This is a genomic window from Hassallia byssoidea VB512170 (assembly GCF_000817785.2).
GTDB lineage: Bacteria > Cyanobacteriota > Cyanobacteriia > Cyanobacteriales > Nostocaceae > Hassallia > Hassallia carrinoi.
On sequence record NZ_JTCM02000076.1, the window covers coordinates 1 to 24713 of the forward strand.

General features: G+C 42.6%; 15 protein-coding genes. 10 read left to right on the top strand and 5 right to left on the bottom strand.

Translation table 11 applies throughout. From position 1 onward, the window contains the following. The first annotated feature begins 395 nt into the window (after positions 1–395). The 9 genes from PI95_RS24480 to PI95_RS24520 all read left to right on the top strand — a co-directional run bounded on the left by PI95_RS24480 (position 396) and on the right by PI95_RS24520 (position 11558). A complete protein-coding gene (locus PI95_RS24480) occupies positions 396–617 on the top strand; it encodes an addiction module protein (RefSeq protein ID WP_039737075.1) in 222 nt (73 codons plus the stop codon). 2 nt (positions 618–619) lie between these two features. Next, positions 620–919: a type II toxin-antitoxin system RelE/ParE family toxin gene (locus PI95_RS24485; protein WP_039737076.1), complete on the top strand. Its 300-nt coding sequence runs from the start codon at positions 620–622 to the stop codon at positions 917–919. 328 nt (positions 920–1247) lie between these two features. Further along, entirely contained in the window at positions 1248–2384 is a 1137-nt protein-coding gene (locus PI95_RS24490; protein WP_163519156.1) for a DUF928 domain-containing protein, read from the top strand. Positions 2385–2561: 177 nt separating this feature from the next. Further along, on the top strand, positions 2562–5849 hold the full coding sequence (locus tag PI95_RS24495; RefSeq protein WP_052324608.1) for an FHA domain-containing protein: 3288 nt from the start codon (positions 2562–2564) through the stop codon (positions 5847–5849). Positions 5850–6281: 432 nt separating this feature from the next. Then, positions 6282–8042 carry an FAD-binding oxidoreductase gene (locus PI95_RS24500; protein WP_039737077.1) on the top strand — a complete coding sequence of 587 codons (1761 nt, stop codon included), beginning with the start codon at positions 6282–6284 and terminating at the stop codon, positions 8040–8042. A gap of 19 nt (positions 8043–8061) precedes the next feature. Then, positions 8062–8268 carry a hypothetical protein gene (locus PI95_RS24505; RefSeq protein WP_336507618.1) on the top strand — a complete coding sequence of 69 codons (207 nt, stop codon included), beginning with the start codon at positions 8062–8064 and terminating at the stop codon, positions 8266–8268. Continuing rightward, the gene (locus tag PI95_RS24510) at positions 8265–8834 is read left to right on the top strand and encodes a superoxide dismutase family protein (RefSeq protein WP_163519157.1); all 570 of its coding nucleotides are present in this window, start codon (positions 8265–8267) and stop codon (positions 8832–8834) included. The genes PI95_RS24505 and PI95_RS24510 overlap by 4 nt, the downstream gene beginning before the upstream one ends. A gap of 26 nt (positions 8835–8860) precedes the next feature. Next, positions 8861–9076 (top strand): hypothetical protein, encoded by a 216-nt coding sequence (locus PI95_RS24515; RefSeq protein ID WP_039737079.1) that lies wholly within the window; start codon positions 8861–8863, stop codon positions 9074–9076. Between the two features lie 370 nt (positions 9077–9446). Continuing rightward, positions 9447–11558, top strand: coding sequence for a CHASE2 domain-containing protein (locus tag PI95_RS24520; protein WP_336507619.1), 2112 nt, complete (start codon positions 9447–9449; stop codon positions 11556–11558). Between the two features lie 111 nt (positions 11559–11669). Here the strand turns inward: PI95_RS24520 and PI95_RS24525 are convergent, their stop codons facing one another. Beyond that, the gene (locus tag PI95_RS24525; protein WP_052324609.1) at positions 11670–14567 is read right to left on the bottom strand and encodes a CHAT domain-containing protein; all 2898 of its coding nucleotides are present in this window, start codon (positions 14565–14567) and stop codon (positions 11670–11672) included. A gap of 128 nt (positions 14568–14695) precedes the next feature. Next, positions 14696–16675: a ShlB/FhaC/HecB family hemolysin secretion/activation protein gene (locus PI95_RS24530; protein ID WP_236117179.1), complete on the bottom strand. Its 1980-nt coding sequence runs from the start codon at positions 16673–16675 to the stop codon at positions 14696–14698. A 135-nt stretch (positions 16676–16810) separates the two neighbouring features. Between PI95_RS24530 and PI95_RS24535 the strand changes: the two genes are divergently transcribed. Next, the gene (locus PI95_RS24535; RefSeq protein ID WP_163519158.1) at positions 16811–17149 is read left to right on the top strand and encodes a hypothetical protein; all 339 of its coding nucleotides are present in this window, start codon (positions 16811–16813) and stop codon (positions 17147–17149) included. On the opposite strand, the gene PI95_RS24540 is transcribed toward PI95_RS24535, so the two are convergent. The 3 genes from PI95_RS24540 to PI95_RS24550 all read right to left on the bottom strand — a co-directional run bounded on the left by PI95_RS24540 (position 17115) and on the right by PI95_RS24550 (position 24539). Next, positions 17115–20438: a two-partner secretion domain-containing protein gene (locus PI95_RS24540; protein WP_052324610.1), complete on the bottom strand. Its 3324-nt coding sequence runs from the start codon at positions 20436–20438 to the stop codon at positions 17115–17117. The genes PI95_RS24535 and PI95_RS24540 overlap by 35 nt on opposite strands. 43 nt (positions 20439–20481) lie before the next feature. After that, on the bottom strand, positions 20482–21702 hold the full coding sequence (locus PI95_RS24545; RefSeq protein WP_039737081.1) for an RNA-guided endonuclease InsQ/TnpB family protein: 1221 nt from the start codon (positions 21700–21702) through the stop codon (positions 20482–20484). Between the two features lie 392 nt (positions 21703–22094). Next, positions 22095–24539, bottom strand: coding sequence for a two-partner secretion domain-containing protein (locus PI95_RS24550; RefSeq protein ID WP_052324612.1), 2445 nt, complete (start codon positions 24537–24539; stop codon positions 22095–22097). Positions 24540–24713 lie beyond the last annotated feature (174 nt).

The following is a 24713-nucleotide window of genomic DNA, read 5'->3' on the forward strand; positions in this document are numbered from 1 at the left end:
TTACGGGACAGCCAAGTTTAATAGATCCAAGGGCACAAGAGCGACTATCAAAGGATGAAGGAACCGTCTCCGTTTTGTCTGATTTTTTGGAACCCCCGCAGCCACCGAAGCCTGCGCTCTTAGTGTCGGTTACTTTTAAATATTATTTAGAGTGCGTAAGTTTCAAATACGTACAACTAAATCGAATCAGAAAATTTTACAAATAAAGGAAAGAAACTGATGTTTTATTTTGTGCGATTTAGATGCGTGAATTTGATCGGGAACGTTCAAGCGATCGCGATCGTAAAAACAAAACAAAACAAATAGCATCTCACTTTTTCTCCCTCATCTCGCTTTGAAACCCTCATCTGCCCCTGCATAGAGGTAGAATATTGAGAAGATTAAACCTTGGTATGATGAGTATGCATCCGTTATTAAAAGTTGACATTTCCCAATTAAGTGTAGCCGAGCGCATACAACTTGCCCAGGATTTATGGGATAGCATCCTCACTACACCTGCGTCGGTTCGTGTCAGTGAAGCTCAACAGCAAGAATTAGACCGACGTTTAGAAGAATACTACCAAAACCCAATGCAGGGTTCAAGCTGGGAACAAATGAAGCAAAGACTGGGTTTTTGATAATGAATTATAAATTATTGATTAGCCCAGAGGCAGAACTTGATATCGAAGAGGCTTTTGAGTGGTATGAAGAACACAATCCCGGATTGGGTTTTGAGTTTATACGTGCAGTTGATAGTTGTCTAGCTTCTGTGGGACGCAATCTTTCAGGTTATCCTTTGGTACATCGAGAAATTCGACGCGCTTTGATTCGTCGATTTACCTACGGAATTTTTTACCTAATTGAAGAAGATAAAATTGTGATTCTTGCCTGTTTTCACGTTAAACGCGATCCGCAACAATGGCAACGCCGAAATGATTGACAATTCATAATTCCTAATTTAGAATTACAAATTTTGTTTCAAATGGGGATTTCAACACCCGATGTAACAAAACTGTTTATAGAAACAATGTACAGACGCGATACCCTTGCGTCTCTACCCTTTTTAATTATGAATTATGAATTATGAATTAATAATTCGGATGTCTGGTTTTCCTAAACACGAAAAACAACTTTAAACTTTTCTAAACTTCTAACAAAAGGGCGGGAATTACGCCTTGATATTTTCACAGGTGTAATTGCGGAATCACTTTAACCAATTTTGTAGTAAAATATAGACTATCAGTAGCGCTACTAGTAGCGCATCAGCCGTGAAATACCAAACCTGGACAAAATATATTAGCCTTGTGGCAATTGTTGCCTTGGTATTACCTGCTGGCTGCTCCATGAAAATGCCAGCAGATGTTCCCACGATCCTGCTGGTGCAAGCGAAATCTAGCCAAAGCAACTATACCAAGTATATGCTACAGGGCTATAATGCCACAAAGCAAAGAAATTACTTAGCTGCTTTAAATTATTTCCAACAGGCATTACAGGCAAGACCTGGGGATACATATGCAACGATCGCTATTGGCAATATAAAAAGTTATATCGAACGCGATCGCCGACTCGGTAGCAAAACAAGACGCAATATTTTATATATACCCGCTAACTTTGACTTCGGGCAACCCGGACGATTGATCCCCGCAGGAACGCGGACGCAAAAACTACCAGACAACGAAACTGTAATCGGTTTAGGTAATAATAATCAACAGTCTGCTGCTCAGGTAGACGAGTCCGGTGCTGCCGTCAATAGTAGAAGACAGAGGAGTGGAAGTATAACATTTAACCCTCCAGCCCAATTAGGCATACCAAGTAGACGGGTATCAGCAGGAACTAGAAGAGGAAGTTCCTGCACATCTAGCAATCAACCAATTATTGCTCTTGCACCCTTAGAAACTCCTCAAATAACAACTTTCTCTAATCCTCAATTATTTTTCTACGTTCCCCAAACTAATGCTCAAGCACTAGAACTAGTTATACAAGATGAAAACCAGGAGGTAATTAATAAAGCAACTTTTAAAACTCCAGCGAAATCAGGAATTGTCAGCGTAATACCTGCTAATTCAACTCCAGAACTGAAGGTTGGCAAAACTTACCGTTGGTTTTTCTCAGCGGTGTGCGATCAAAAAGAGCGCAGCCGAGATTTAGTTGTACAAGGCTCAATTGTTCGGCTAGCACCCGATGAAAAATTGCAAAGAGATTTAGCGTCTTCAAATATGCGGGAGCGTGCTAATATCTTAGCCTTGTCTGGCTCTTTCAGCGATGCCTTGACAAATCTTTGGCAGTTAAGGCGTCAACGTCCTAATGATGCCGAATTAAAAACTGACTGGCAAGATTTGCTGCGATCGGTAAATTTGGGGGAAATTGCCGATGCACCATTAATAGAATGTTGCAAAAATCAGTAATTTCCGAAATTTCTGAAAAGAAGTTGTAATATTATCTCAGTTCAAGTTTCATTTTTTGAAAGCTCCCCAAGAGTAGGTTATTATACCTACTCTGCATAGGAGACGGGCAAAACGCTCGTCTTCGCGTGTAAAGTCATAACTGTTTTTTATCTCTTGCTACACAGAAGCACTCAACAGATGATTAGTCAAGTTGAAGAAAAAAAAATGCATCTCGTCAGGTGGCTATTAGCTATTGGCTGGCTGACGTTAATATTTTCTTTATTTTACGATCCAATTTCAATTAGGTTCACAGACCCAAGTAATATCATTAGTCCTTTTCATCTCCATCCAGAGAAATACCTCGACCCATCAAGTTGCGTCAAAGTTCAAGGTGTGTGTCTGCCCGAACAGCCATATGGTATGGCAGGACGCATATTTTGGGCAATGGTTCTGCCGATAGGAATCACGGTCTTGCTGGTATTCGGACATGAATTTTGGCGGCGAATTTGTCCATTATATTTCTTTTCGCAAATTCCCCGCGCCTTAGGAATTCAACGCAAGCGTAAAGTGGTAAGCTCCACAGGTAACGTTCGCTTAGAAATGGCAGGTATAGAAAAAGAGTCTTGGCTGGGACGCAATTTTCTATATCTGCAATTAGGTTTGTTTTACTTGGGTTTGAACATTCGGATTTTGTTTGTGAATGGCGATCGCACGGCAATGGCGATTTTTCTGCTATTTACCATCTTCAGTGCGATTGCAGTCGGCTTTCTCTACAAAGGAAGAAGCTGGTGTCAGTATTTTTGCCCAATGGCACCCGTACAAATGTTTTACACAGGACCGCGGGGCTTATTAGGAACTGACGCTCACGACAAACCGCCCCAAAGCATCACCCAGTCAACTTGTCGGACTGTCGATAGTTCTGGTCAAGAAAAAAGTGCTTGTGTAAGCTGTCAATCTCCTTGTATAGACATTGACGCCGAGCGTTCATACTGGGAGGGAATCACCAAACCAGACCAAAAGATACTTTTTTACAGTTACTTTGGTCTGATGTTCGGCTTTTATTGGTTCTACTTTTTGTACGCAGGCAACTGGGACTACTATTACTCTGGTGCATGGACTCATGAAGAAGGGCAATTACGCACACTCTTCAATCCAGGATTTTACTTTTTTAATCAAGCAATTCCCATTCCCAAGTTAATTGCATCACCTTTGACATTGGCAGTTTTTGCGATCGCCAGCTATTTCATCACTGTAGCCCTAGAAAAAGCCTATAGAGCTTATCTGCATTCTCAAAACAAATATTTAAACGAAGAACAAGTACTGCATGTCATTTTTGTAGTGTGTGTATTTGTCTCCTTCAACGTCTTCTTTATGTTTGGCGGACGCCCGAATATCAGCTTGCTGCCAGGTTGGGGTATCCTGGCATTGAACGGTATTGTCGTCATCGTCAGCACCTTGTGGCTGTATCGCAGCTTCAATCGCAGCCGAGAGCGTTATTCTCGCGAAAGTCTGGCAAGTAATTTGCGTCGTCAACTCAACAAACTAGCAGTAGATTGGTCAAAGCTACTTGAAGGACGTTCGCTGCAAGATTTAATTCCCGATGAAGTGTACGTTCTCGCCAAAGTACTGCCCGGTTTTAAGCGTGCAGATCGAGTACAAGTTTATAAAGGAGTATTGCGCGAAGCTTTAGAAGAAGGAAAAGTAAGTTCCGCAGGAAGTTTGGAAGTTCTCAAAGATATGCGGAAAGAACTGAACGTAACTGATGAGGAACATTACGCCGTTTTAGCAGAACTGGGAATTGAAGATTATACCCTTTTAGAACCGCAAAAACAACGCAGTCGAGAAACTCAATTGCGGATCGAAGGCTATCGACGTGCATCAGAATTGCTAATTCAGCAACTGCTAGAAAGTGGCACACCCTTACAAGAAGCGATCGAGCGCAGCCAAAAACAAATTAGAGAATTGAGACAAGAGTACGCGATTACACCAGACGAACACGAGCAAGTGTTCGCGGAAATGTTTAATCAAGACGGTCCACTTCTACAGAAAGCTGAAGTTTTATTAACTCAACTGCAAGATTTAGCCGTGCATGGTCAAATGCTGTATAACTCAGTGCCAAACCCGCACGCACCCGTTTATGTCTTGCTGCGAGAAGCCGTACAAGAAAAGAAAAAACTCATTACCACTCAGTTATTCCGCATCTTAGAATTGCTCGGAGACTCACCCGAAGCGTTTAATATTGGTCGCTCAATCGGTGTATTGGCAGCAAATATCATCGAAGAAATTCTGCAATCTAACGATGAGCAGTCAAGATGGCAAAAGCGTTTGAGTCCAAGAGTAATCTCTTCATTACGACAACAGGATCAGCTAACTCAGCCTGTACCGATATCAACACAACTTGGTGTCAACAACAATTACTCAGACCAACAAACACAATCTTATTCTTTTAACTCTGCTCCTACTCGCTTAGGTGGTGAACGCACACAAAGTACAGAGGCAATTAATGATGTTTTGCTTGCACTTTTACAAGACGTAGATCCTTTAGTACAAGCTGCCTGTCTTTATGCCCTGCATCAGTCTAATCCTTCTGTTGCCTTTGGGGAAGCTCGCCAACTGCTAGATGCCAAGCAAAATAAAGATTGGCTCGTGCAAGAAACAGCACAAATAATTCTCGGTCAAAGTCACCAAGCAAATGGGTCTGGTAATGTACCAACTCTAATTGCTCAAGTCAGAGCAAGCAAACGCACAGAAAAGCGGATTTTCCAACAGCCAACAATTCAAGTTGGACGGGGACACGAAAACGATATCGTTATTCCCGATAACCGTGTTTCGCGAGAGCACGCTATATTCTATGTGGATGAAAAAGGAGTCAGCGTTAAAGATTTAGGAAGCAGCAACGGTCTACGCATTGGTAAAGAACACATTCACGACCAGCAAAAACAACTTAAATCTGGAGATTTCGTTCGTTTTAGCAGTGGAGATGATTTAGTTATCCACATCCAGTGGGAAATGCGACCTTTGCAGCTTAATACAATCACCGAATCTGTAGGAACTTTAGAAAAGCTGTTATGGCTTTATGACAGCAGCTTCTTCCAAGATATCAAGGCAAATGCTTTGATTGAACTGGCACGTAATAGCGAAGTACGCATTTATCATCCTCAACAAGAAATCTGCAAAGAGGGAAGACCTGCTTTTGAACTGATAGTTTTAATTGATGGTGAGGCAAAAGTATTTCCCAGCAATACAGGCAAAGGTATGACTATCTCATCAGGGCAAACTATTGGTGAACTAGAAGTGTTGACCCATAGCCAATATGCAGCAACAGTTGTTGCAGGTGAAGTCAGAGTTCGGACTTTAGCTATCAAAGCAAAAGATTTCGAGGCAGTACTTTCACAAGACCCATTACTCACAACGAATGTCTTAAAAATGCTCAGTGTTCGCTATCAGCAAAGTTTAGGGCAAATAGCTGCCGTTACCCAAATTTAATTTCATTTGTGGTTGCGCTCAACAACGCAACCACGAATAAAATTATTATCATAAAATGGGTGCTACTAATCAAAAAATTAATTTTTCATAATAAAATTTTACTCATCATGTTGATACACAAGAAAAAATAAATCACACTGTAGAGACGTTCCGGACCGAACGTCTCTACAATTATGGTTGCAGCGTTTTTATTAGACTTAATAAGTGCCCACATAAGGTTAACTGTTAATTAAGATAATGAACTGAGTTTTTTGATAAACTCTTAAGAAAATCTGATATTATTTGTACTGGTTTTACGTAATTGTCTTTAGTTAGACTGTAGATACTTATTGTCAATAGCGAAATAACTGTAAAACGTAGTAGAAATTGTAATATCAATTCGCGATTGGGGTTATTGCACAATTTAACTAACATTCTTGGAGGAAAATAGGCATGATTAAAATCAAAGTAATAGATCCAAAAAAGCCAGAACAACTGCAAGAAGTAGATTTAGACTTAGAGACAAAACTCAATCAGGAATGTTATATTGGGCGCTTGTTGAACTGTGATTTAGTTTTAGACGGCACCGAAGTCAGCCGGATGCATGGGAAAATTTCTCAAAAAAATGAAAATTATTATTATGCTGACCTTGCTAGCAGCTATGGTTCGCGGCTTAATGGCGAAAACGCCCAAGTCAATCAAGATTATCTTCTCAAAGCTAACGACTTAATTCAAGTCGGTAGATATTTTTTGATGATTGTACAAATTAGTTCACTCTTAACAAGTTCCAACGTAGACACGATAATAGATTTACCACAGGTAGAAAAAACAAGCACAACAACAGACAATCAAGAAATAAGTAACGGACTTGCTCCGGAGCCAAAAGTTGAGACTAAACCAGTAGAAGCACCATTTGTCGCTCCTGTCATCCCTCCCCAAGAATATATGCCACTGGCGATGGTAGAACCCGCCGACCTCCAACGCTGGACGAAAGGAGATTTAACAGTCCGCTGCATCGGTGTTATCGATGAAACACATGATGTGAGAACCTTTCGCTTTGTAGCAGATCCTCCGGTGTTGTTCAGTTACAAACCAGGTCAGTTTGTCACCCTTGATTTAGAAATCAACAAAGAAGAGATATCGCGTTCCTATTCGATTTCCTCAACTCCCTCACGTCCCCACACCTTAGAAATCACCGTCAAACGTGTCCCCGCTCCTGTTGGTTGTCAACCAGAAACGCCGAAAGGTCTAGTTTCTAACTGGTTGCACGACAACGTTAAACCAGGCAGTATTATCAAGCTCAACGGACCTTTGGGTAAGTTTACCTGCTTCGCCAACCCATCGCAAAAACTTTTGTTAATATCTGCGGGTAGCGGGATCACACCGATGATGTCTATGTCTCGGTGGTTATGTGATACTGGCGCTAATTGCGATATTATCTTTTTTCACTGCGCTCGCAGCCCCCGTGATATCATTTATCGGCATGAACTAGAGATGATGTCTGCGCGGTATGCGAATTTTCATCTAGCAGTCTCTACAACTCGCACTGAACCTGGTCATAGTTGGTTAAGTTTAACTGGCAGACTTGACCCAGCTATGTTGCAAGTTGTTGCGCCAGATTATCGAATTCGCACTGTTTATGTATGTGGACCAGATACCTTCATGGAAAGCACCAAACAAATGCTCGAAAGTATCAGCTTCCCCATGCAAAACTACTATGAAGAAAGCTTTGGACCTCCAAAGAAAAAGCCCAAATCTGTTGAGCCTAAACAAGAAACTGTCGCTAGCAGCACACCTCAAAACGTCAAAAGCGCTGTTGGCTTCATGGATATGATGAGGAATTGGTCTACACAATCTGTTGGAGAATCAAATAGCAGTAGCGATCGCGCTGCCGCAACTGCATCAGTCGCTACACCAACTCCCACCTTGCCCAAGTCAACCTCGTCCGGAAAAACTGCTGTAGTTTTCTCTAAGTCAGGCAAAGAAGTCGATTGTGATGGCGAAGAACCCATCCTGGATTTGGCTGACCAAGAAAAAGTGAAAATTCGCAGTAGTTGCCGTGCTGGAGTTTGTGGTAGCTGCAAGAAACGCAAGCTAGAAGGAGAAGTCAGGTTAGAAGGTGAACCCGAAGGTTTGGAAGAAAGCGAAGTTCAAGAAGGTTATATTCTCACTTGCATTTCTTACCCGGTTGGCAAAGTTGTGATTGATGCGTAGATTTTTAGAGGAATGGGGAGTGGAAAGATGGGGAGATGGGGAGATGGGGAGACAAGGAGACAAGGAGACAAGGAGACAAGGAGACAAGGGGGACAAGGGGGACAAGGGAGCTGGGGGAGCCATATCTTCCCCATTACCTATTACCCATTACCTATTCCCAATTACCTATTCCCAATTACCAATTCCCAATTCCCAATTCCCAATTACCTTTCATAACGTTCTATGAAATTGATCTACCACTTAGCTTTGATATTGCTACTATTAATATCAGCTTGTAGTTCGTCTGGAGAAAATGTCAGTAAAAACGTGCAAGCGAAAGCTGCGATCGCAGGTCCTGGTATCACAGGCACGCTGAAAGCAACGCAGACGGCAAATGGTTTTGTCTGGGTTGCTGTTGAACTTCAAGGCGATCCTAAAGTTATAACGCCTGGACTTCATGGCGTTCACATACACGAAAAAGGTGTCTGTGAAGCTCAACAAGAAAAGCCTTTTAGCTCTGCGGGCGGACATTTTGACCCTGGTCCATTCGGTTCATCAACTCCTGTAGAAAAAAATCATCCTTATCATTTGGGAGATTTACAAAACATCAAAGTTAGTGTTCTTGGTAAGGGTAGAATGGAAACTTTTTCTAACAGTTTCACTCTCACTGATAGTCCGACAAGCTTATTTGATAGTGATGGTAGTGCGGTGATTGTACATAAGTTAGTCGATCAAAAGAAAGCTGGAGGTACGGCAGATGAAGCCGGCGGTGGTCGGCAAGCCTGCGGTGTAATTCAATTAGTCAAATCTTAGAAAAAAACTTTTTTTACAAGTAAGGTATGAACTGCTATAAATTTTTGGTGGGAGCAATTGTCGTAATTGTCTCTGGTATTTTTCTTGTTATCAATAGCGATAAATCTCGGTCAGAAGTTCGACCTGATGGAAATGTTGCTATTAAGGTCAGCGGCGGTTTATTGTTGATGTTTGGCATCTTAGTTTTGATTGGCAGTTTCATCGGCTTGTCATCTGGTTGTCAACCACAAACCATACTATGAAAAAGAGGGGAAAAGGAAAAAGGAAAAGGGGGAAAGGGGTTTTTCGGGAATTTACTTTATGCGTAAGTCGCGATAAATTGCGCTGATAATTTGCAATGCGGAAAATTTCACTTTCAAGCCGGAAACTTTTTCCCCTGTTTCTCTTAGCGTCAACGATAAATGTTAATTGCCTCACAGCTTATTAGCTGAGATTTAGGCAATGCTATCTCCTTTGCTCCGTATTATCATGGAAAAACGTCTCTTGTGACGGTAGGTATGTTTTTATTACTGTTAATAAGCGCCCAAAGGTATTATATTAAGAAAAACACCAATCATATCATAAATTTGTCTTTTTGATTTTTAATTGCTTATGCTTACCAACTTGAGAAATGTGCTGACACAGCCCGTAGTTGTGATTAGTTTAATTACAGGTGTGTTGCTGGTTGGAGTTCAACGGTTGGGAGTGTTAGAGCCGGTAGAACTGAAAGCTTTCGACCAGATGACGCAAAAACGTCCTCCTCTAAGCCCAGACTCGCGTTTGTTGATTGTGGGATTTAACGGAGACGATATTCAAAAATTAAACCAGGGATCGCCGACTGGGGAAACTTTAGACACAGTATTGACCAAACTAGAGCGCTATCAACCAAAAGTCATCGGTTTAGATTTATTTCGCGATCGCCCAGTTGAACCCGGTCATCAGAAGCTGTTAACACACATAAAAAATAGTTCACGCATCGTACCTATCTGTACAGTGGGTGCAAATAATGGTGAATCTGTACCACCACCGATGGGTGTAGAACCTCAACACGCAGGATTCGCTGATATCCCAGAAGACCCAGATGGGTTGATTCGGCGAAATTTACTAGTGGTTACACCGGGCGCTAAGTCAAATTGTAAAACTCCAGCTTCTTTTGGATTTCAATTGGCGCTTCAATACTTAAATATTCAACCAAAATTTAATTCTCAGGGAATGCAATTAGGGAAAACGTTATTTAAACGTTTAGAAGCTGACTCAGGTGGTTATCAAGACATAGATGCCAGTGGCTTTCAAATACTGCTCAACTACCGATCGCAGAATAACGTTGCTCAAAAAGTCAGTTTATCAGATGTGCTAGGCGATCGCATCCAACCAAGTTGGGTAAGAAACCGTATTATCTTGATTGGCTCGACTGCACCAAGTTCCCAAGATATTCTTAATACACCTTATAGTAATGGCAAGCGGGACGATTCTGGCAGAATGCCTGGAGTGACAATTCATGCACACATGGTCAGTCAGATTCTTGATGCTGCTTCTGGAAAGCGACCTCTATTTTGGTTTTTACCTGAATGGGGTGAAATTCTCTGGATATGGGGATGGACTTTCGCAGGTGGTATACTCGGATGGCGCATTCAGCATCCACTCCGCTTACTACTCTTGAGTGCCGCTGCCTTAATAATACTGTTCGCCTTCAGTTTTCTTATCTTTATTCAGGCAGGGTGGATACCTTTATCATCCCCAGCGTTAGGCTTTATTATAGCAGGAGTGGGCGTTCTGGGTTATACAGCATTCATAACCAGGCGAGATAGAGACAGAATAGCACTTCAGATTAAAGAGCAAAATGAAAACATCTCGCTATTGCAAGCACTTTTAAGGGAAGGAGGAAATTCCACAACGCGGATACCGACGGGACTTTATGATGGCTCACAACCAGAAAGACTATTAAACAAGCGCTACAAAGTTACTGAACTGCTTGGTTCTGGGGGATTTAGTTATACTTATTTAGCTGAAGATACTCATCGACCGGGCAACCCTATGTGTGTAGTTAAGCACTTGCAACCTGCTCGCACCGATGAAGTATTTTTAGATATTGCCAGACGTCTATTTAAAACTGAAGCTGAAATTTTAGATATTTTGGGTCATCACGATCAAATTCCCCAGTTGATGGCTTATTTTGAAGAGTCTCAGGAATTCTATTTAGTACAAGAGTATATTAGAGGACAAACTCTCCAAGAAGAATTGACCCCGAAAAAGTCGATTCCAGAAGCTGAAGTTGTAAGTTGCCTTAAAGACCTTTTGCGGGTACTGGTGTTTGTTCATGCTCGTGGTGTTATCCATCGAGACATTAAACCTAGCAACTTAATCCGACGGCAAGAAGATAAAAGAATCGTTTTAATTGACTTTGGTGCCGTTAAACAAATTCAGCCTCAGATGCAAGCAGAAAACGCCACAGTAGCGGTGGGTACTGCGGGTTATGCACCTCCTGAGCAGTTTATGGGACATCCCAGATTAAACAGCGATATCTATGCTGTTGGAATGATTGGCATTCAAGCTTTAACTGGAACACCTGCTAAAAATCTCGAACGAGAATCGACAACAGCATTTGCTTGGCGACATCTTGCTGAGAATACTTCTCAAGAGTTGGCTGATATTTTAGACAAAATGGTAGCTTATGACTTTCAAAGCCGATATCAGTCGGTAGAGGAAGTTTTACAAAGTTTAGATAATTTGGGGCATAGGGCATAGGGCAATGGGCATTAAAGAAGTTCAGTGATGCGCTCCTTGGGTGAATAAATACGATTCTTTCCATGCCCCATGCCCGATGCCCCATGCCCGATGCCCCATGCCCCAGTTTCTTTACAACCAATTACCTACCAAAACAAAGGGTGCCCAGTAATATGGATGCTCATACTGAGGATTTTTCAAGAGGCTAATTTGAGCCTCCTTAATCGCCTTTGCTTTAGTGATATTACCTTTCTTTAACTGTGTGTAAAATTCACCCATGAGGATAGAAGTTCCTTCATCGTCTACATTCCAAAGCGATGCCAATGTACTGCGTGCTCCAGAGCGCACAGCAACTCCAGCAATTCCTAAGTCAGCTCGTATGTCTCCTGTAGCTGTTGAGCAAGCACTGAGAACAAGTAGCTCAACTGCACCCCGTTGGTTGGTTTCTCTGCTTTGGAGTAAACCATTCAAATCTCTAACATTGATGACTCGATCGCCATAAGTCAAAATAAAGGTATCTTCTGCTTTAGAACTAAATTGACCATGAGTTGCTAAGTGAACTACAGGCACACTTAACGACTGCACGGCATTTTCAATGGCATCTTTGTTAAATTGCTTATCCAGCAGCACACGAGTGTCGGTAACTGTTGACTTAATGGCTTTCAGTTCAATTCCCACGTTAGACAACGCTGGAAAGTTATCGGGAAAGTTCTCGCTGGCTTGGGTTAGTCCACCAGCAATAATTCGCAGACCTGTACGTGCTATGGGTTTCGGGTTAAGCAGTTCTAAACCTGGTGTGACAGCAACGTTATATTTCTCGATCAGATATTGCTTACCGTCATATAACGCACCCATCGGAATATTTCCCAATGGAGCATCTAAGACAAATACTAAGTTTTCGATTTTGTGCTCTGCTAATTCAGATGCGATTGGTGCAATTATCCAGTCATATACTATTTTGGACGGGTTCTTAAAATCATTACTAGAGCGAGTTACTAATTGTTCTCGCAGTTTTTTGACAGTATCTTTAACTTCATCCTTGCGGAGATTTTTTGTGTGATGAATAAACGTCGGCTCCGCTTTTTGGTTGGCTTTCTGGTTAGATGAGTCCGAAGGTAGAGAAACGATTAGTTCCAAGCGATCGCGCAAAATCACTGGATAAATTACTGCTGCTTTTTGATCCACTTCGTCAATCTGGACGGGTTGCGCGTTAATACAAGCTAACCGAAAGTAGTTGTCTAGTTCAGCCAATCGCAGTGACTCAATTACATCTCTGGCTGACTTGAGATTGTCTTGAGTGGGTTCTTTAGATTCTAATAACAAGCTGACAAGTTCGCGAAATACTGGCTCAACTCCCTGTCGAAAAGAAAATTGCACATCCGGATTGATGGCAACTAAATCACGACGTATAGACTTGAGGTTGTCTACAGCTTTAGTATATGCAGCGATCGCTCCAATACGCTCTTTTTTGGCATTCAATATTCGTCCTAACTGCCATTGCCAACGATAGCCGATATCTGGTGCTGAAATACTTTCAGCTATTGTCAAAGCTTGCTGAGTTTGTGTTTGAGCGATCGCTAACTGGTTAGTTTGTTCGTATATCCCTCCCAAAGTACCTAAAGCATAAGCTTCTGCACGCTTGTCTCCTAAATTTTTGGCTTGATCTACGGCTGTTTTTGCTATCTGAGCAATCTCAAGCCATTCGGGAGTCTCCGATGCTTGAGCGCTGATAATTGGCGTAGCCTTGCTTTTTTCACTGATTTGTGCTTCTTTTTCCTCGATATCCCCGCTCAGACAAGGTAAATTCGTTGCCGTTGTGCTTGGAACTGTTTTCAGTTTGAGACAAGCCAGACTTTGGGTAAGGTTAATCCTCGCATAAATAATCTTGCGACTAGGCGCTAAGGTGGCAAGCTGAGATTGAATTTGCCTCCAGGAAACTTCGTCAGGAATTGGTTTGTTTGTTTGTATCGATAAGCGCAGTTGATTTAGTTGTGCTTGCAGTCGCGTCGTCGGTGAGACAGCAGTCGCAGCAGCTTTTTGGTAATGCTCCAATGCTAGAGTTGTATAATATTCCTTATTTTTCGTAGTACTCGATAGCGCTTGCGTTGTATCTTCTTCGTTATCTTCAATATTACTTCGCAGCGCTTGAGCAGTGTTTCCTAAATTTAGCTGAATTTCTGCCACCAGTTCTGGAGAATTGAGTTTTTGGGCTACTGTCAAACTTTGCTCTAAAGCTTGTAGCGAACCGGTCCGGCTGAATTGCATGGTCTTTGAATTTTTTTCTTCTAATCTTTGCAATATAGCTTGCCCAGTCCCAAGACTATTTATGCTACTAGTTTCTCTGTTGATATCTAAAGCTCCCACGACTCGTAAAGCATTACCCAAGCTCAATAAGCCATTTGCTTTGAGCGGAGAGTCGGGTTGTTGTTGCAGCAGTTGATTTACCTGGTCTAGAGTAATCAAAGCGCGTCGATAAAGTCCCAAGGTTTGCAATGCCTGAGCTTGGTTAAGTAGGCTACCAATCTTACCTGCACTATCCTTATTTATACTGTAAAGGGCAGCTGCTTCTTCCCAACTGGCAAGAGCGGAGTTTGATTGTCCTTGAGCTAGTTGTATCTGACCTTGAGTATTAAATGCTTGGGCGCGTACTGATAAGTATTCTTGAGAATTTCTTTCATTTTTTGATAGTAGCAGTAAATTTTCGGCGATCGCTTTACTTGCTTGGGGTAAATCACCTTGTTGCTGATACGCCAATGCGAGATAATTTAACGCTAAAGCTTGATTTAAAACATCGCCCTGACTTTTAAAGGCTTGAACTGCCTGTTGTAAAATTTCCACAGCTGGGGAAAACTGTTCTGTTTGATAGAGTTTCAAACCTTGCTGCAACAATTGTTTAGCATTACCAAACTGCTGATTTTGTTGACTAATCTCGATCCTCATCTCAGACTTAGAAGCAGCATCAGCCGTTAAAGCAAACGTGCTACTAACGACTGCTATTTGAGCAAAAGCGAAAATAATGACTTTAGACATAAATTATATTAAACTAACAGAAAATAGTGTCGTAGTGAGCGCAGAGAGCGCTCATATCAATCGTTTTAAGGGCTGAAGCCCTTACTACATTTAAGAGAACTTTTTCTCAAAAACTTGATTTACAAAAATCAAAATGGTTGCGTATAAACTACAGAAAAATACAAACCATCTTCTTGCAAAGAATTATTACGTGAATCTACAGAAACTAAAGGTATACCCCAATCAAAACGAGCATTGACTCTGTTGCTTTGCCACAATAACCCCAGCCCAGTTGAAGCGAGGTTATTAGGAGCGTCGGCAACCCCTGTACTAGTACCACCCGAACCAGTGCCAAAATCAACGAATGGAGTAAGTTGTAGCACACCTCCCACTTGGGGAACGCGCAAAATTGGATATCTTAATTCGATAGAAGCCAAAAAAGCTTTATCGACTAGCAATAAATCTTGACGATAACCGCGCACGGTGCGTTGACCTCCCAAACCAAACTGCTCTAAAGGCACTAATGCTCTGTCTGATAATTGAGCATCGGCACGGACTAAGAGTAATGTATCTGGAGCTAAAAGCCTTACCCACTGTCCTTGTCCTCGCCAGGAGAAAAATTGACCATCGGGTGCATTTGAATTAATGGTAGCATCGAAAGCATCTATACCAAAACTAAATTGCGATCGCGCTGCCAATACTTGTCGGCTATTGCGTTTAGTCCAATCTTGAAAAAAGCGTAATATTGATAAGCGCGTCTCTCCATCCCTAGCACCGGGAGAATCAAATGGCAATCGTCTTCCGATAACAGATTCCAAAAAACCAACATCACTTTCCCGACGAGATGCAGTTACTCCCAAAGCAAATTCTTCGTTGGGGGTTTGCACTATCGGTTGACGCAATGTGATGGAAAAGTCTTGTGATGTTCCTTGAATATCTAAAATATCGAATGGTTCTTCAATTACACGGCTGTTTGTGTAATTGTAGCTAAATTGTAGCGTTCCATTATAAGCATTTATCGGCAGGGTGTAACTTGCCTCAACATCGTTGCTACCATCAGTGTTGGCGTAAGCAACATTTAAATTATCTCCCAATCCCGACAAGTTAGCTTGGTTGAGTTGAATTTGCCGCTGAAAGCTGCCAATACTGGGGGAACGATTATTATCTAAGCTAATTTCCGCCGTGAATGTCTTTGTTTCGCTGGCTCTGACAACTAATATACTATTACCAGCATTTGCCCCAGCTGCGAGTTCCGCAGAAATATTTTTAATTAGCGGATTGAGTTGAAGCAGTTGCAGCGCTCGTAAAAGTTTATTTACGTTCAGGGGTTTGCCAGTAGCTACAGCAAGACGACTGCGGACATAATTAGGGTTAAGTCGCTTTAGACCGCTAACTTGGATGCTTTCCAAACCACCTTCGACAACTTGAATGGTGATGGTACTTCCCCTACTTCTAAAGGTTTGGTTAGCGGGGATGAAGGCGCCGGAGGTAATGTAACCTTTATCGCGGTATAGTTTAGTAACTGCTTCCGAAGCTTGTAGTAGTTGAGCAAAAGTAATCGATTTATTAACAAAGTCTTTGGTAACTTCCGCTAATTCTTGAGGGCTGAAGACAGTACTGCCAACTACGTTAAAGCGATCGACTCTAATGCTTCCCGAAAACTGATTGGGAACTACTTCTGGAGTAGTCGGCGTAGGTGGTACAGGTGAAGGAAACAACTGTTCTGGTGGTGGGATTGGCGGAATATTTTCTGGTAAAGTTGGCGGATTATTCTCATCTGGTCGGGGGGGTATATATGGTACAACCGGGGAATTATTCTGGTTTCGTCGTCGTTGTTGACGCTCAATATCTGGTGGTAGTTGTAGTGGTTGTGGTGGTGGTGGGTTTTGGGCAGCTTCAATTGGCTGGAGAAGTTCAGCGGTATTTACTGATGCTGGTGGGAACGGCACAGAAATTGCATCTAACTCTAAAATTTCCCCAGGTTGAATCTGAGTACTTTGGGCTTCGGGTGTGGTAGTATCTACTGTGGTTTGTGCCAAAACACTGTTTGCTACTGATAAAGCTTCTACCTCCACCAAAATCATCAATAATCCCAATCGAATACATAGCTGTTTCCAAGCCTGAGTCATTGAGAGTCACCTCTCTGTAAAAAGTACTTCTGTAATTTCACGTATTGATTTCACTTTATGCGAATTTATACGGACAATCTGCTTTATTGACATTCACAGTATATTCCCTAATAAAAGGAATTTTTGTTAAATATTTTGAAAAATCATACTTTTGGGAGGCGATCGCCTGTGAAGAAACATTTAACATTAACATTTATGAATTCTTGCACCACGCGCCCCAGTAGAGACGTTCCGGACCGAACGTCTCTACAATTTGCCGCAACATCTGTACAAATTGCCGCAACATCTATACAATTCGCCGCAACATCTGTACAAATTGTCGTCACGTCTGTACAAATTGCCGCAACGTCTGTACAATCGCGTGGCAGATGGAAAAATCGTTGTGCGATCGCTGTAGGTGCAAGATGTAAAATTTCTGAAAGCGAGTTATTTCAACTTTTCAATTTGAGCTTGACAAATTACCCGCACAGGTAGCCGCACCGAAATCTTGACGCTCGGTATTAGCTGCATGAGAAATCAGCGTTACTTCGCCTTTGTTGTTAAATATCCAACCAGTAGCAGGTACGATGGTCAAAGACCCGCCAGGAGCGATCGCAACTGGAGAACGAGCAACAAACTTGGCAGTGCTAGTATTCAAGTCTTGCCTTTTTGTGGTAATTGCTGCCAAGCGAGTATCAGACCACACCACATCACTGCTGAGAAAATCGTCAGGGCTAAGAGGTAAACCACCGCGTCCGGTAATTGTAAATTCGCTGCCTTTTTTACCAATAAAGGCATTACAGTTAGAGGCAATCAGCCCTGGTGAATTGACTACAACTGCGGGTAGGGGGATTAATCCTCGGCTGGGGTCAATATCTGGAGTATTAATTTCCACGACACCAGCAACACCTAATTGAGAACTAGCAGTGATGTCACTTTGTAAAGTTGGTTGGCGACGGAACTGAATGCCATAAACGCCATTTGCTGTAATGTTTACTCTGCCACCTCTGCCACTGAAAGCATTAGCGGAGATATTACTATCTTCATTAGGTACAGCGATGATGAATGGCGTGTTGATGGTTATGTTGCCCCCATTGCCCCCTGCTCGATCATTACCCGCAGTAGTAGAAATTTGACTACCTCGACGTAACACTAACAGGTCATTTGCTCTTAACAAAATATTTCCACCATTACCAGATGCTGTTTCAGCAATCAGCTTTCCTTGGTTGTCCAAGCGAATAGTACCAGCCGTAATTTTTAATTCCCCTGCATCTCCTGTTCCTTGGCTGTTTACAGTTACTTGAGCTGTATCCTTAACAATCAATTGCCCAGTCTCAATTGTCAAGTCTCCCGCCTTACCAATGGCTCCCGGATTGACCGCAGCAGTCAAAAGACTGGGAGATTTAATTATCGGAGATGCACCCACAACTTCTACAGAATCTTTAGCTCGCACAGTCAAATTTCCGGCATTTCCGATGCTGGTAGTGTCTGCTGCGACTCTTGCACCACCTGTAACACTCAATCGTTGAGTGTCAATCGTCAAATTTCCGCCATTACCTGTAGCTTTTGGTTCAACTCGTACTTGCAAAGCACTGGGAAACATATCCTGAGGTGATATGCCAATTAAGTTGATGTCCGAAGCGCGAATATTCAAATTGCCTGCATTACCTTTGCCAAATGTGGTGGCATTAACTTGAGCACCATTTCTCAAAGTTAACGTTCCAGTCTCTATGGTCAAATCTTTTGCGTTTCCTTCTCCAGTTGGGTTGACTAGAGCAAACAGTCCGGTTGTTGCGAGAACACCTGGAGAATTTTCTGCCTGCACAAATTCTGATGCTCTGACGAGTAAATTACCCGCATCTCCTTTACCTGAAGTACTAGATGATATTTGTCCTCCATCGCGAACCATTAATTTACCTGTATTGATCGTCAAGTTTCCTGCGTTGCCAATGGCTCCCGGATTGACCGCAGCAGTCAAACGACTAGCATCCCCAGTCACCGGAGATACACCGACAACTGACACCGAATCCTTAGCTTGGACAAAAATACTGCCTGCATCTCCTTGTCCAAAGGTGCTGGCATTGAGTTGAGCTCCATTCAACAGAGAAAGCGATCGCGCATTAATATTAATGTCCCCACCTTTTCCTGTACCGGGAAATTCTAGTCCTGTTCCCACTAAGGTGAATACCCCACTAGTTACCCCAAAGGAACCAATGCCATCAAAAGATACTGCACCACCAGCTTGAATCGCGATATTACCTGCATTTCCATTGCTAAATGTATCTGCTCGTATTAAAGACCCGTTGTTGATAGAAATGTTATCAAGTGTATTAATTTGGATATTCCCCGCATTGCCTGTACCAAGGGTACTTGTAGCTACTTGGGCATTGTCAGATAATGAAAGCGATCGCGCTTGGATATTAATATCACCTGCATTGCCAATCCCTGAGTCTTTTACAGCGCTGAATATCGAACTATTTCTTCCTGACAGCGAAACTGCATCAAGAGCGCGAATAGTTACACTACCAGCATCGCCTTGTCCGTTAGTCACAAAACCTATTCGGGCACCGTTTGATAATGAAAGCGATCGCGCTTGGATATTAATATCACCTGCATTGCCAATCCCTTCAGAATCTACAACGCTCAATATCGAGCTATTTGTTCCTGACAGCGAAACTGCATCAAGAGCGCGAATAGTCACGCTACCAGCATCACCTTGTCCTTGAGTCACAGAACTTATTAGGGCATTACCAATAATATTTAGGGAACCTGTGTTTATGAAGATATTTCCCGCAGTTCCAACTCCTTGTACAAAATTAGCGATACTACTAGGGGATGCTGTAGAACTTGTCCCCTCAAGTGTCACGGTGTCAGTAGCATCAATCTCTATATTTGCTGCTTTACTACCAACTGCTTCCACACCTTGCGGTATAGCAGCAACAATCTGACTAGCTCCGGAAATATTTAGGTTGCGGGCATTGACAGCAATATTACCTCCACCTCCAAATACAGCAACTGTAGCGTCATTGGTAAGTGATACCGAAGCTCGTTGCACTTTCTCAGGAAAACTCAAGCGCAGATTATCAGCATTCAGCCCGACAATTCCCGGTGCTGTTAATCCTCCCAACTCGACTTGACCATTTAAAGTCCCAATAATTCCCCCGTCTAAGCTGACATCGCCACCAACCAGCGCCAAAGTATTACCTGGCTGAACTACTAAAACACCAGATTGATTTTGGATGCTTCCGGCATTTGTGCCAAACTGCAAGCCAAGGGGAACACTCACTGTTAACAAGGGTGCATTTTCAGGTGTCGTTGCACTGAACTTAGTACCATCGGCAAAATTCAAGCTACTTGCTGTACTTGCTACAAACGAACCGCCGAGATTTAATCTGGCATTGGGTCCAAAAACAATCCCCTGAGGATTAAGTAAAAATAAATTAGCTGTACCATTCGCCCCCAAAATACCGTCAATATTAGATACAGACGAACCAGTGACTCGACTGATAATGTTTTGTATCGTCTGGGCATTGTTAAAAAAAGCCAAACCGTTGGTGGGAACAGAGAATTCACTAAAGCTGTGGAATAGATTTCCCCCTGCTTGAGTTCCACCATTAATTATGAAGTTGTTGCCATTGACACTCACCGTTGAATTGATCGGTAAAGTAGCATCTGGTACTACTTGTTGAGCTTGGGCACAATCAAAAGATGCGATCGCTCCTTGAACCCCCAAAACCATCACCAATCCCAACCGCCAGCAACCGTGTCTCCAGTTTCCAGCCATAGAGCTTGACACTCCCTGGGCTTTAGCCGCAGGGATTCTTCTCTCACAGGATCTTACCTAGACTAGCATTGCTACTAACCCCCGGCAGAACTCCTCCAGAAGCAATTTTTGACTCCACTGGCTGTCCGACAGCAGAGATTCCACGTTGAACTATCACTTGCGCTGCGGCAATGTCCCTATTAGTGGTATATCCGCAATTACTGCAACAATGGGTTCTTTCACTCAAGCTTTTTTTACCTGTATACGTCCCGCAGTTAGGACACATTTGACTCGTGTACTCCTTGTTTACCTTAAGAAAGAATACGTCTCGCTTCCAACAGATATAGGACAAGATATTGAAGAATTGCCCGTATGCAGCGTCCCTTGTATGCTTTCCAAATAAGCCCTTTGCCCAAGCTTTGAAGTTGATATCCTCAACAAATATCGATTGGGCTTTATCGCATAACTGATGGGCTAATTTGAAATGCCAGTCCTTTCGAGTGTCGTTAATTCTCTGATGAATCCTAGCTATTTTGTTCTGAAGTTTGAGCCAATTACTAGAACCTTTCTTCTTATGCTTTAATCTTCGTTGCAGTAATTTCAACTCGCGGTGAAGTGCATTAAAGAATCGAGGTCTAGAAACTAATTCCCCATCACTTGTAGCTAGGTATTTGTCTAGTCCGATATCTACTCCTAAAAAATGCCCGTGTGCTGGAACCTCTGGTACTTGCACACCTAACTGATAAGTAAGCATAACAAAATAACCAGATGCCCTTTTTACTACCCTAATTTGCTTTAAAATAAAGCCTTCGGGTAATGGACGCGACATTCTCATCTTTACCCAACCAATCTTTGGCAGCTTGACTCTCCCTGGCTCAACTGCATTCTGTTTAACGTCTGGATAGACGAAAGAACGCATTTTCTTTTTGAACTTTGGAAAGCCATGACCACGTTCCCACATCGACACAAAAGCAGCTTCTAACTGTCTTAAAGTTTGCTGCAAAACGTGGATATGTGGTTCTGTGAGTTCAGCTATGTTCTTCTTAGCTGCTGTTAGAGATTTGCACTGACTGTAGTAAGTCGGGCGTGGTGTATCGGTCGGTAGTATATACTCCGAGACTAGACTACAAGCATTAACAGGTGATTTCCGAGACTTAACCCAATCTTTTCGTTCGCGCAACGCATAGTTATAGACTTTTTTGCACGTAAATAGCCAGGCATCAAAAGTCTTGACTTGCGCTCTGTTAGGTTTGAGTTTGTACTCGTAGTTTACTGTTATGCTCATAGAAGCATCATAGCATAATGAATAAATGTTATGGTGTTTATTCATAACACTACAAAACAAATAAAAAGCCGCCCTCCACTGGCGTTAAAGGGCGGGGCTTGTATCCCAATTTTTCGGTCAGTCCTCACTATCTGTAATTTTACCCTCTGGGGAGTGCCAGTTCGCAATTGACCCAAAGCGAAGGCACGTTTCTGGGAAAAGCTCCCAGGTGAAAGCTGCCGCCCAAGACTGCGACTGGCTCGCTTATTGTGTTAACTCTGCGCGAACTTATACTGTGAAGTCTCCGAGTTAATACTTTCAGTATATTCCCGGATACTTTAATTTGTTGTTAATAATATTGAACAATTTTTCCAATGTATAAAAATAATCTACTTACCGTTTTTTCCGAAACTTCAGCGTCTAAGACAGGTAGCAGAAGTAGAAGTGAAATGTTCAGCAGTAGCATCAGATACTTGAGAAATCAGCGTTACTTCGCCTTTGTTGTTAAATATCCAATTAGTAGCAGGTACGATGGTCAAAGACCCGCCAGGAGCGATCGCAACTGGAGAACGAGCAACAAACTTGGCAGTGCTAGTATTCAAGTCTTGCCTTTGTGTCGTCATTGCCGACAAACGAGTATCAGACCACACCACATCACTGCTGAGAAAATCGTCAGGGCTAAGAGGTAAACCACCGCGTCCGGTAATCGTAAATTCGCTACCTTTTTTACCAATAAAGGCATTACAGTTAGAGGCAACCAGCCCTGGTGAATTGACTACAACTGCGGGTAGGGCGATTAATCCTCGACTGGGGTCAATATCTGGGGTATTAATATTTACCTGACCGTTCAAGTTGGGGTTGTCTTGGGAAATAGCAGTGATATCATTTGTTTGCAGGCGATTTGGATCTAATTGCGTGCCGCTTCTTCCCAACTGCCGCGAAAGTTCATCTCGGCTCAAAGATTCTAGAAAAAAGATGTCAGTAGCATTGATAGTAACTTTCCCTCCCTGACCGCTGAAAGCATTAGCTGTAATATCGCTGTTTTCTAGGGGAGCAGAAATTATAAATGGTGTATCAATGGTGATATTACCGCCATTGCCGCCTTGTTGGGCAGTTCCCGCAGTAGCAGAAATTTGACTGTTACGCCGTAATAGTAAAAAATCTTCAACTTGTAGGGTAATATTTCCACCTTGACCTGAGAATGTTTCCGCAGAAATTGCCCCTTGATTATTCAGGCGGATATTTTTGGCATTTACTTGTAAATTGCCTGCACCTTGGGCATTTGGGGCAGTGCTTCTACTACTTACCGCAACGATCGCACCATCTGTAACATTCAAATTGAATGTTGCGATCGCCAGATTTCCTCCTCTTCCCGTAGCCGAAACTGGGGGAGGAGAGCCTTCTCTAAGTATATCTGCTGGATTGCCAACTCCAGCAACTAATCGACTGCGAAGCTGACCATTTGCGGAAGTGCCACTTACTTCAACTGAATCGAAAGCTTTGACGCTGACAACACCTCCGTTACCTCTACCAAAAGTAGAAGCTGATGCTTCTGCCCCATCCTTAATAATCAAGCGTCTGGTATTAATCGTTAAGTTTCCGGCATTTCCCGCACCGCGAGTCTGAACAGACAATCCACTAGAACGCAGTCCACCTGGGGAGATACCAGTACCAATCAGTTGCACAGATTCAGAAGCGTTTACATTGATATTTCCACCATTACCGGCGCGTAAAGTACTCGCGGAAACTCTTGCACCATTCCGGACAATTAATTGTCTGGTATTAATTGTCAATTCTCCAGGAATTTCTCCGGCTTCTCGATTGTCAGTAGACAATGAGCTAGGAAACCGACGATTATCTTGGGGATTATCTGCTGTTGAGCCACTTATTTCTACTAACTCTGAAGCAGTTATTTTCAAGGTTCCCCCAGGTGCAGTGTTTAATGTACTCGATTCAATTTGGGAACCACCTTGTAACGTCACCTGTCTACCGCGCAATTGAATATCACCACCACCAGATCCGCTAGCATCTACTGCTGCCGCACGGGATAGTTGAATGTCTCCATAGCTGCTGACGTTATCATAGTTCAAAGAAAAACCTTTGCTGGTAGGAATTAAACTTACTAAACCCGGTGCAGCGATACTGCCGATTTCAATTTGTCCTCCAGCTGTCTTTAGCGTTCCACCTTCTAGCGCTACATTACCACCTACCAAGGCTAAAGTTTGATTGGGTTGCACTCGCAGAGCATTCTGCGTATCAATTATAGGATCTTCCATCCTCCTCAATCCTTGACCATTACCCTGCACGAGAATTCTTTGGGGATTTTCGCCAAATTGCAAGCCAATGGGAACACTGACTGTTAACAAGGGTGCATTTTCAGGTGTTGTTGCACTGAATTTAGTGCCATCGGCAAAGTTTAAACTACTTGCTGTACTTGCGACAAATGAACCGCCGAGATTCAATCTCGCATTGGGTCCAAAAACAATCCCCTGAGGATTAAGTAAAAATAAATTAGCCGTACCATTTGCCCGCAAAATACCGTCAATATTCGATACAGACGAACCAGTTACCCGACTGATGATATTTTGTATCGTTTGGGCATTGTTAAAAAAAGCCGAACCGTTAGTAGGGACAGAGAATTGACTGAAGCTGTGGAATAAATTTCCCCCGGCTTGAGTTCCACCATTAATTGTGAAGTTGTTACCAGTAGAAAAAACCGTAGAATTGACGGGTAAAGTGGTGTCTGGTAATACTTGAGCGTAGACGCAATTTTTGACAGTGGAGGCGATCGCTGCTTCCACTCCCAAAACCACCACCAACCCCAACTGCCAGCAACCGTGTCTCCAGTTTCCAGCCATAGAGCCTCAATCCTACTATCTGTAATTTCACTTTTTATACGTAGTAAGGACTTCAGTCCTTAAATCCGAATATTTGAGCGGTAAACCGCTCACTACGAGTTCTTCTCGCCCATTCACTTGATACTTACAGTATATTCCCAGAAACTTTTATTTTTTGTTAAAAATGATGAAATA

Excerpts from the sequence above, each read along its gene's own strand:
- PI95_RS24515 (WP_039737079.1), top strand. The coding sequence starts at position 8,861 with ATGAACTGCTATAAATTTTTGGTGGGAGCAATTGTCGTAATTGTCTCT.
- PI95_RS24480 (WP_039737075.1), top strand. The coding sequence starts at position 396 with ATGAGTATGCATCCGTTATTAAAAGTTGACATTTCCCAATTAAGTGTA.
- PI95_RS24525 (WP_052324609.1), bottom strand. The coding sequence starts at position 14,567 with ATGTCTAAAGTCATTATTTTCGCTTTTGCTCAAATAGCAGTCGTTAGT.
- PI95_RS24540 (WP_052324610.1), bottom strand. The coding sequence starts at position 20,438 with ATGGCTGGAAACTGGAGACACGGTTGCTGGCGGTTGGGATTGGTGATG.
- PI95_RS24485 (WP_039737076.1), top strand. The coding sequence starts at position 620 with ATGAATTATAAATTATTGATTAGCCCAGAGGCAGAACTTGATATCGAA.
- PI95_RS24545 (WP_039737081.1), bottom strand. The coding sequence starts at position 21,702 with ATGAGCATAACAGTAAACTACGAGTACAAACTCAAACCTAACAGAGCG.
- PI95_RS24530 (WP_236117179.1), bottom strand. The coding sequence starts at position 16,675 with ATGACTCAGGCTTGGAAACAGCTATGTATTCGATTGGGATTATTGATG.
- PI95_RS24550 (WP_052324612.1), bottom strand. The coding sequence starts at position 24,539 with ATGGCTGGAAACTGGAGACACGGTTGCTGGCAGTTGGGGTTGGTGGTG.
- PI95_RS24510 (WP_163519157.1), top strand. The coding sequence starts at position 8,265 with ATGAAATTGATCTACCACTTAGCTTTGATATTGCTACTATTAATATCA.
- PI95_RS24500 (WP_039737077.1), top strand. The coding sequence starts at position 6,282 with ATGATTAAAATCAAAGTAATAGATCCAAAAAAGCCAGAACAACTGCAA.
- PI95_RS24495 (WP_052324608.1), top strand. The coding sequence starts at position 2,562 with ATGATTAGTCAAGTTGAAGAAAAAAAAATGCATCTCGTCAGGTGGCTA.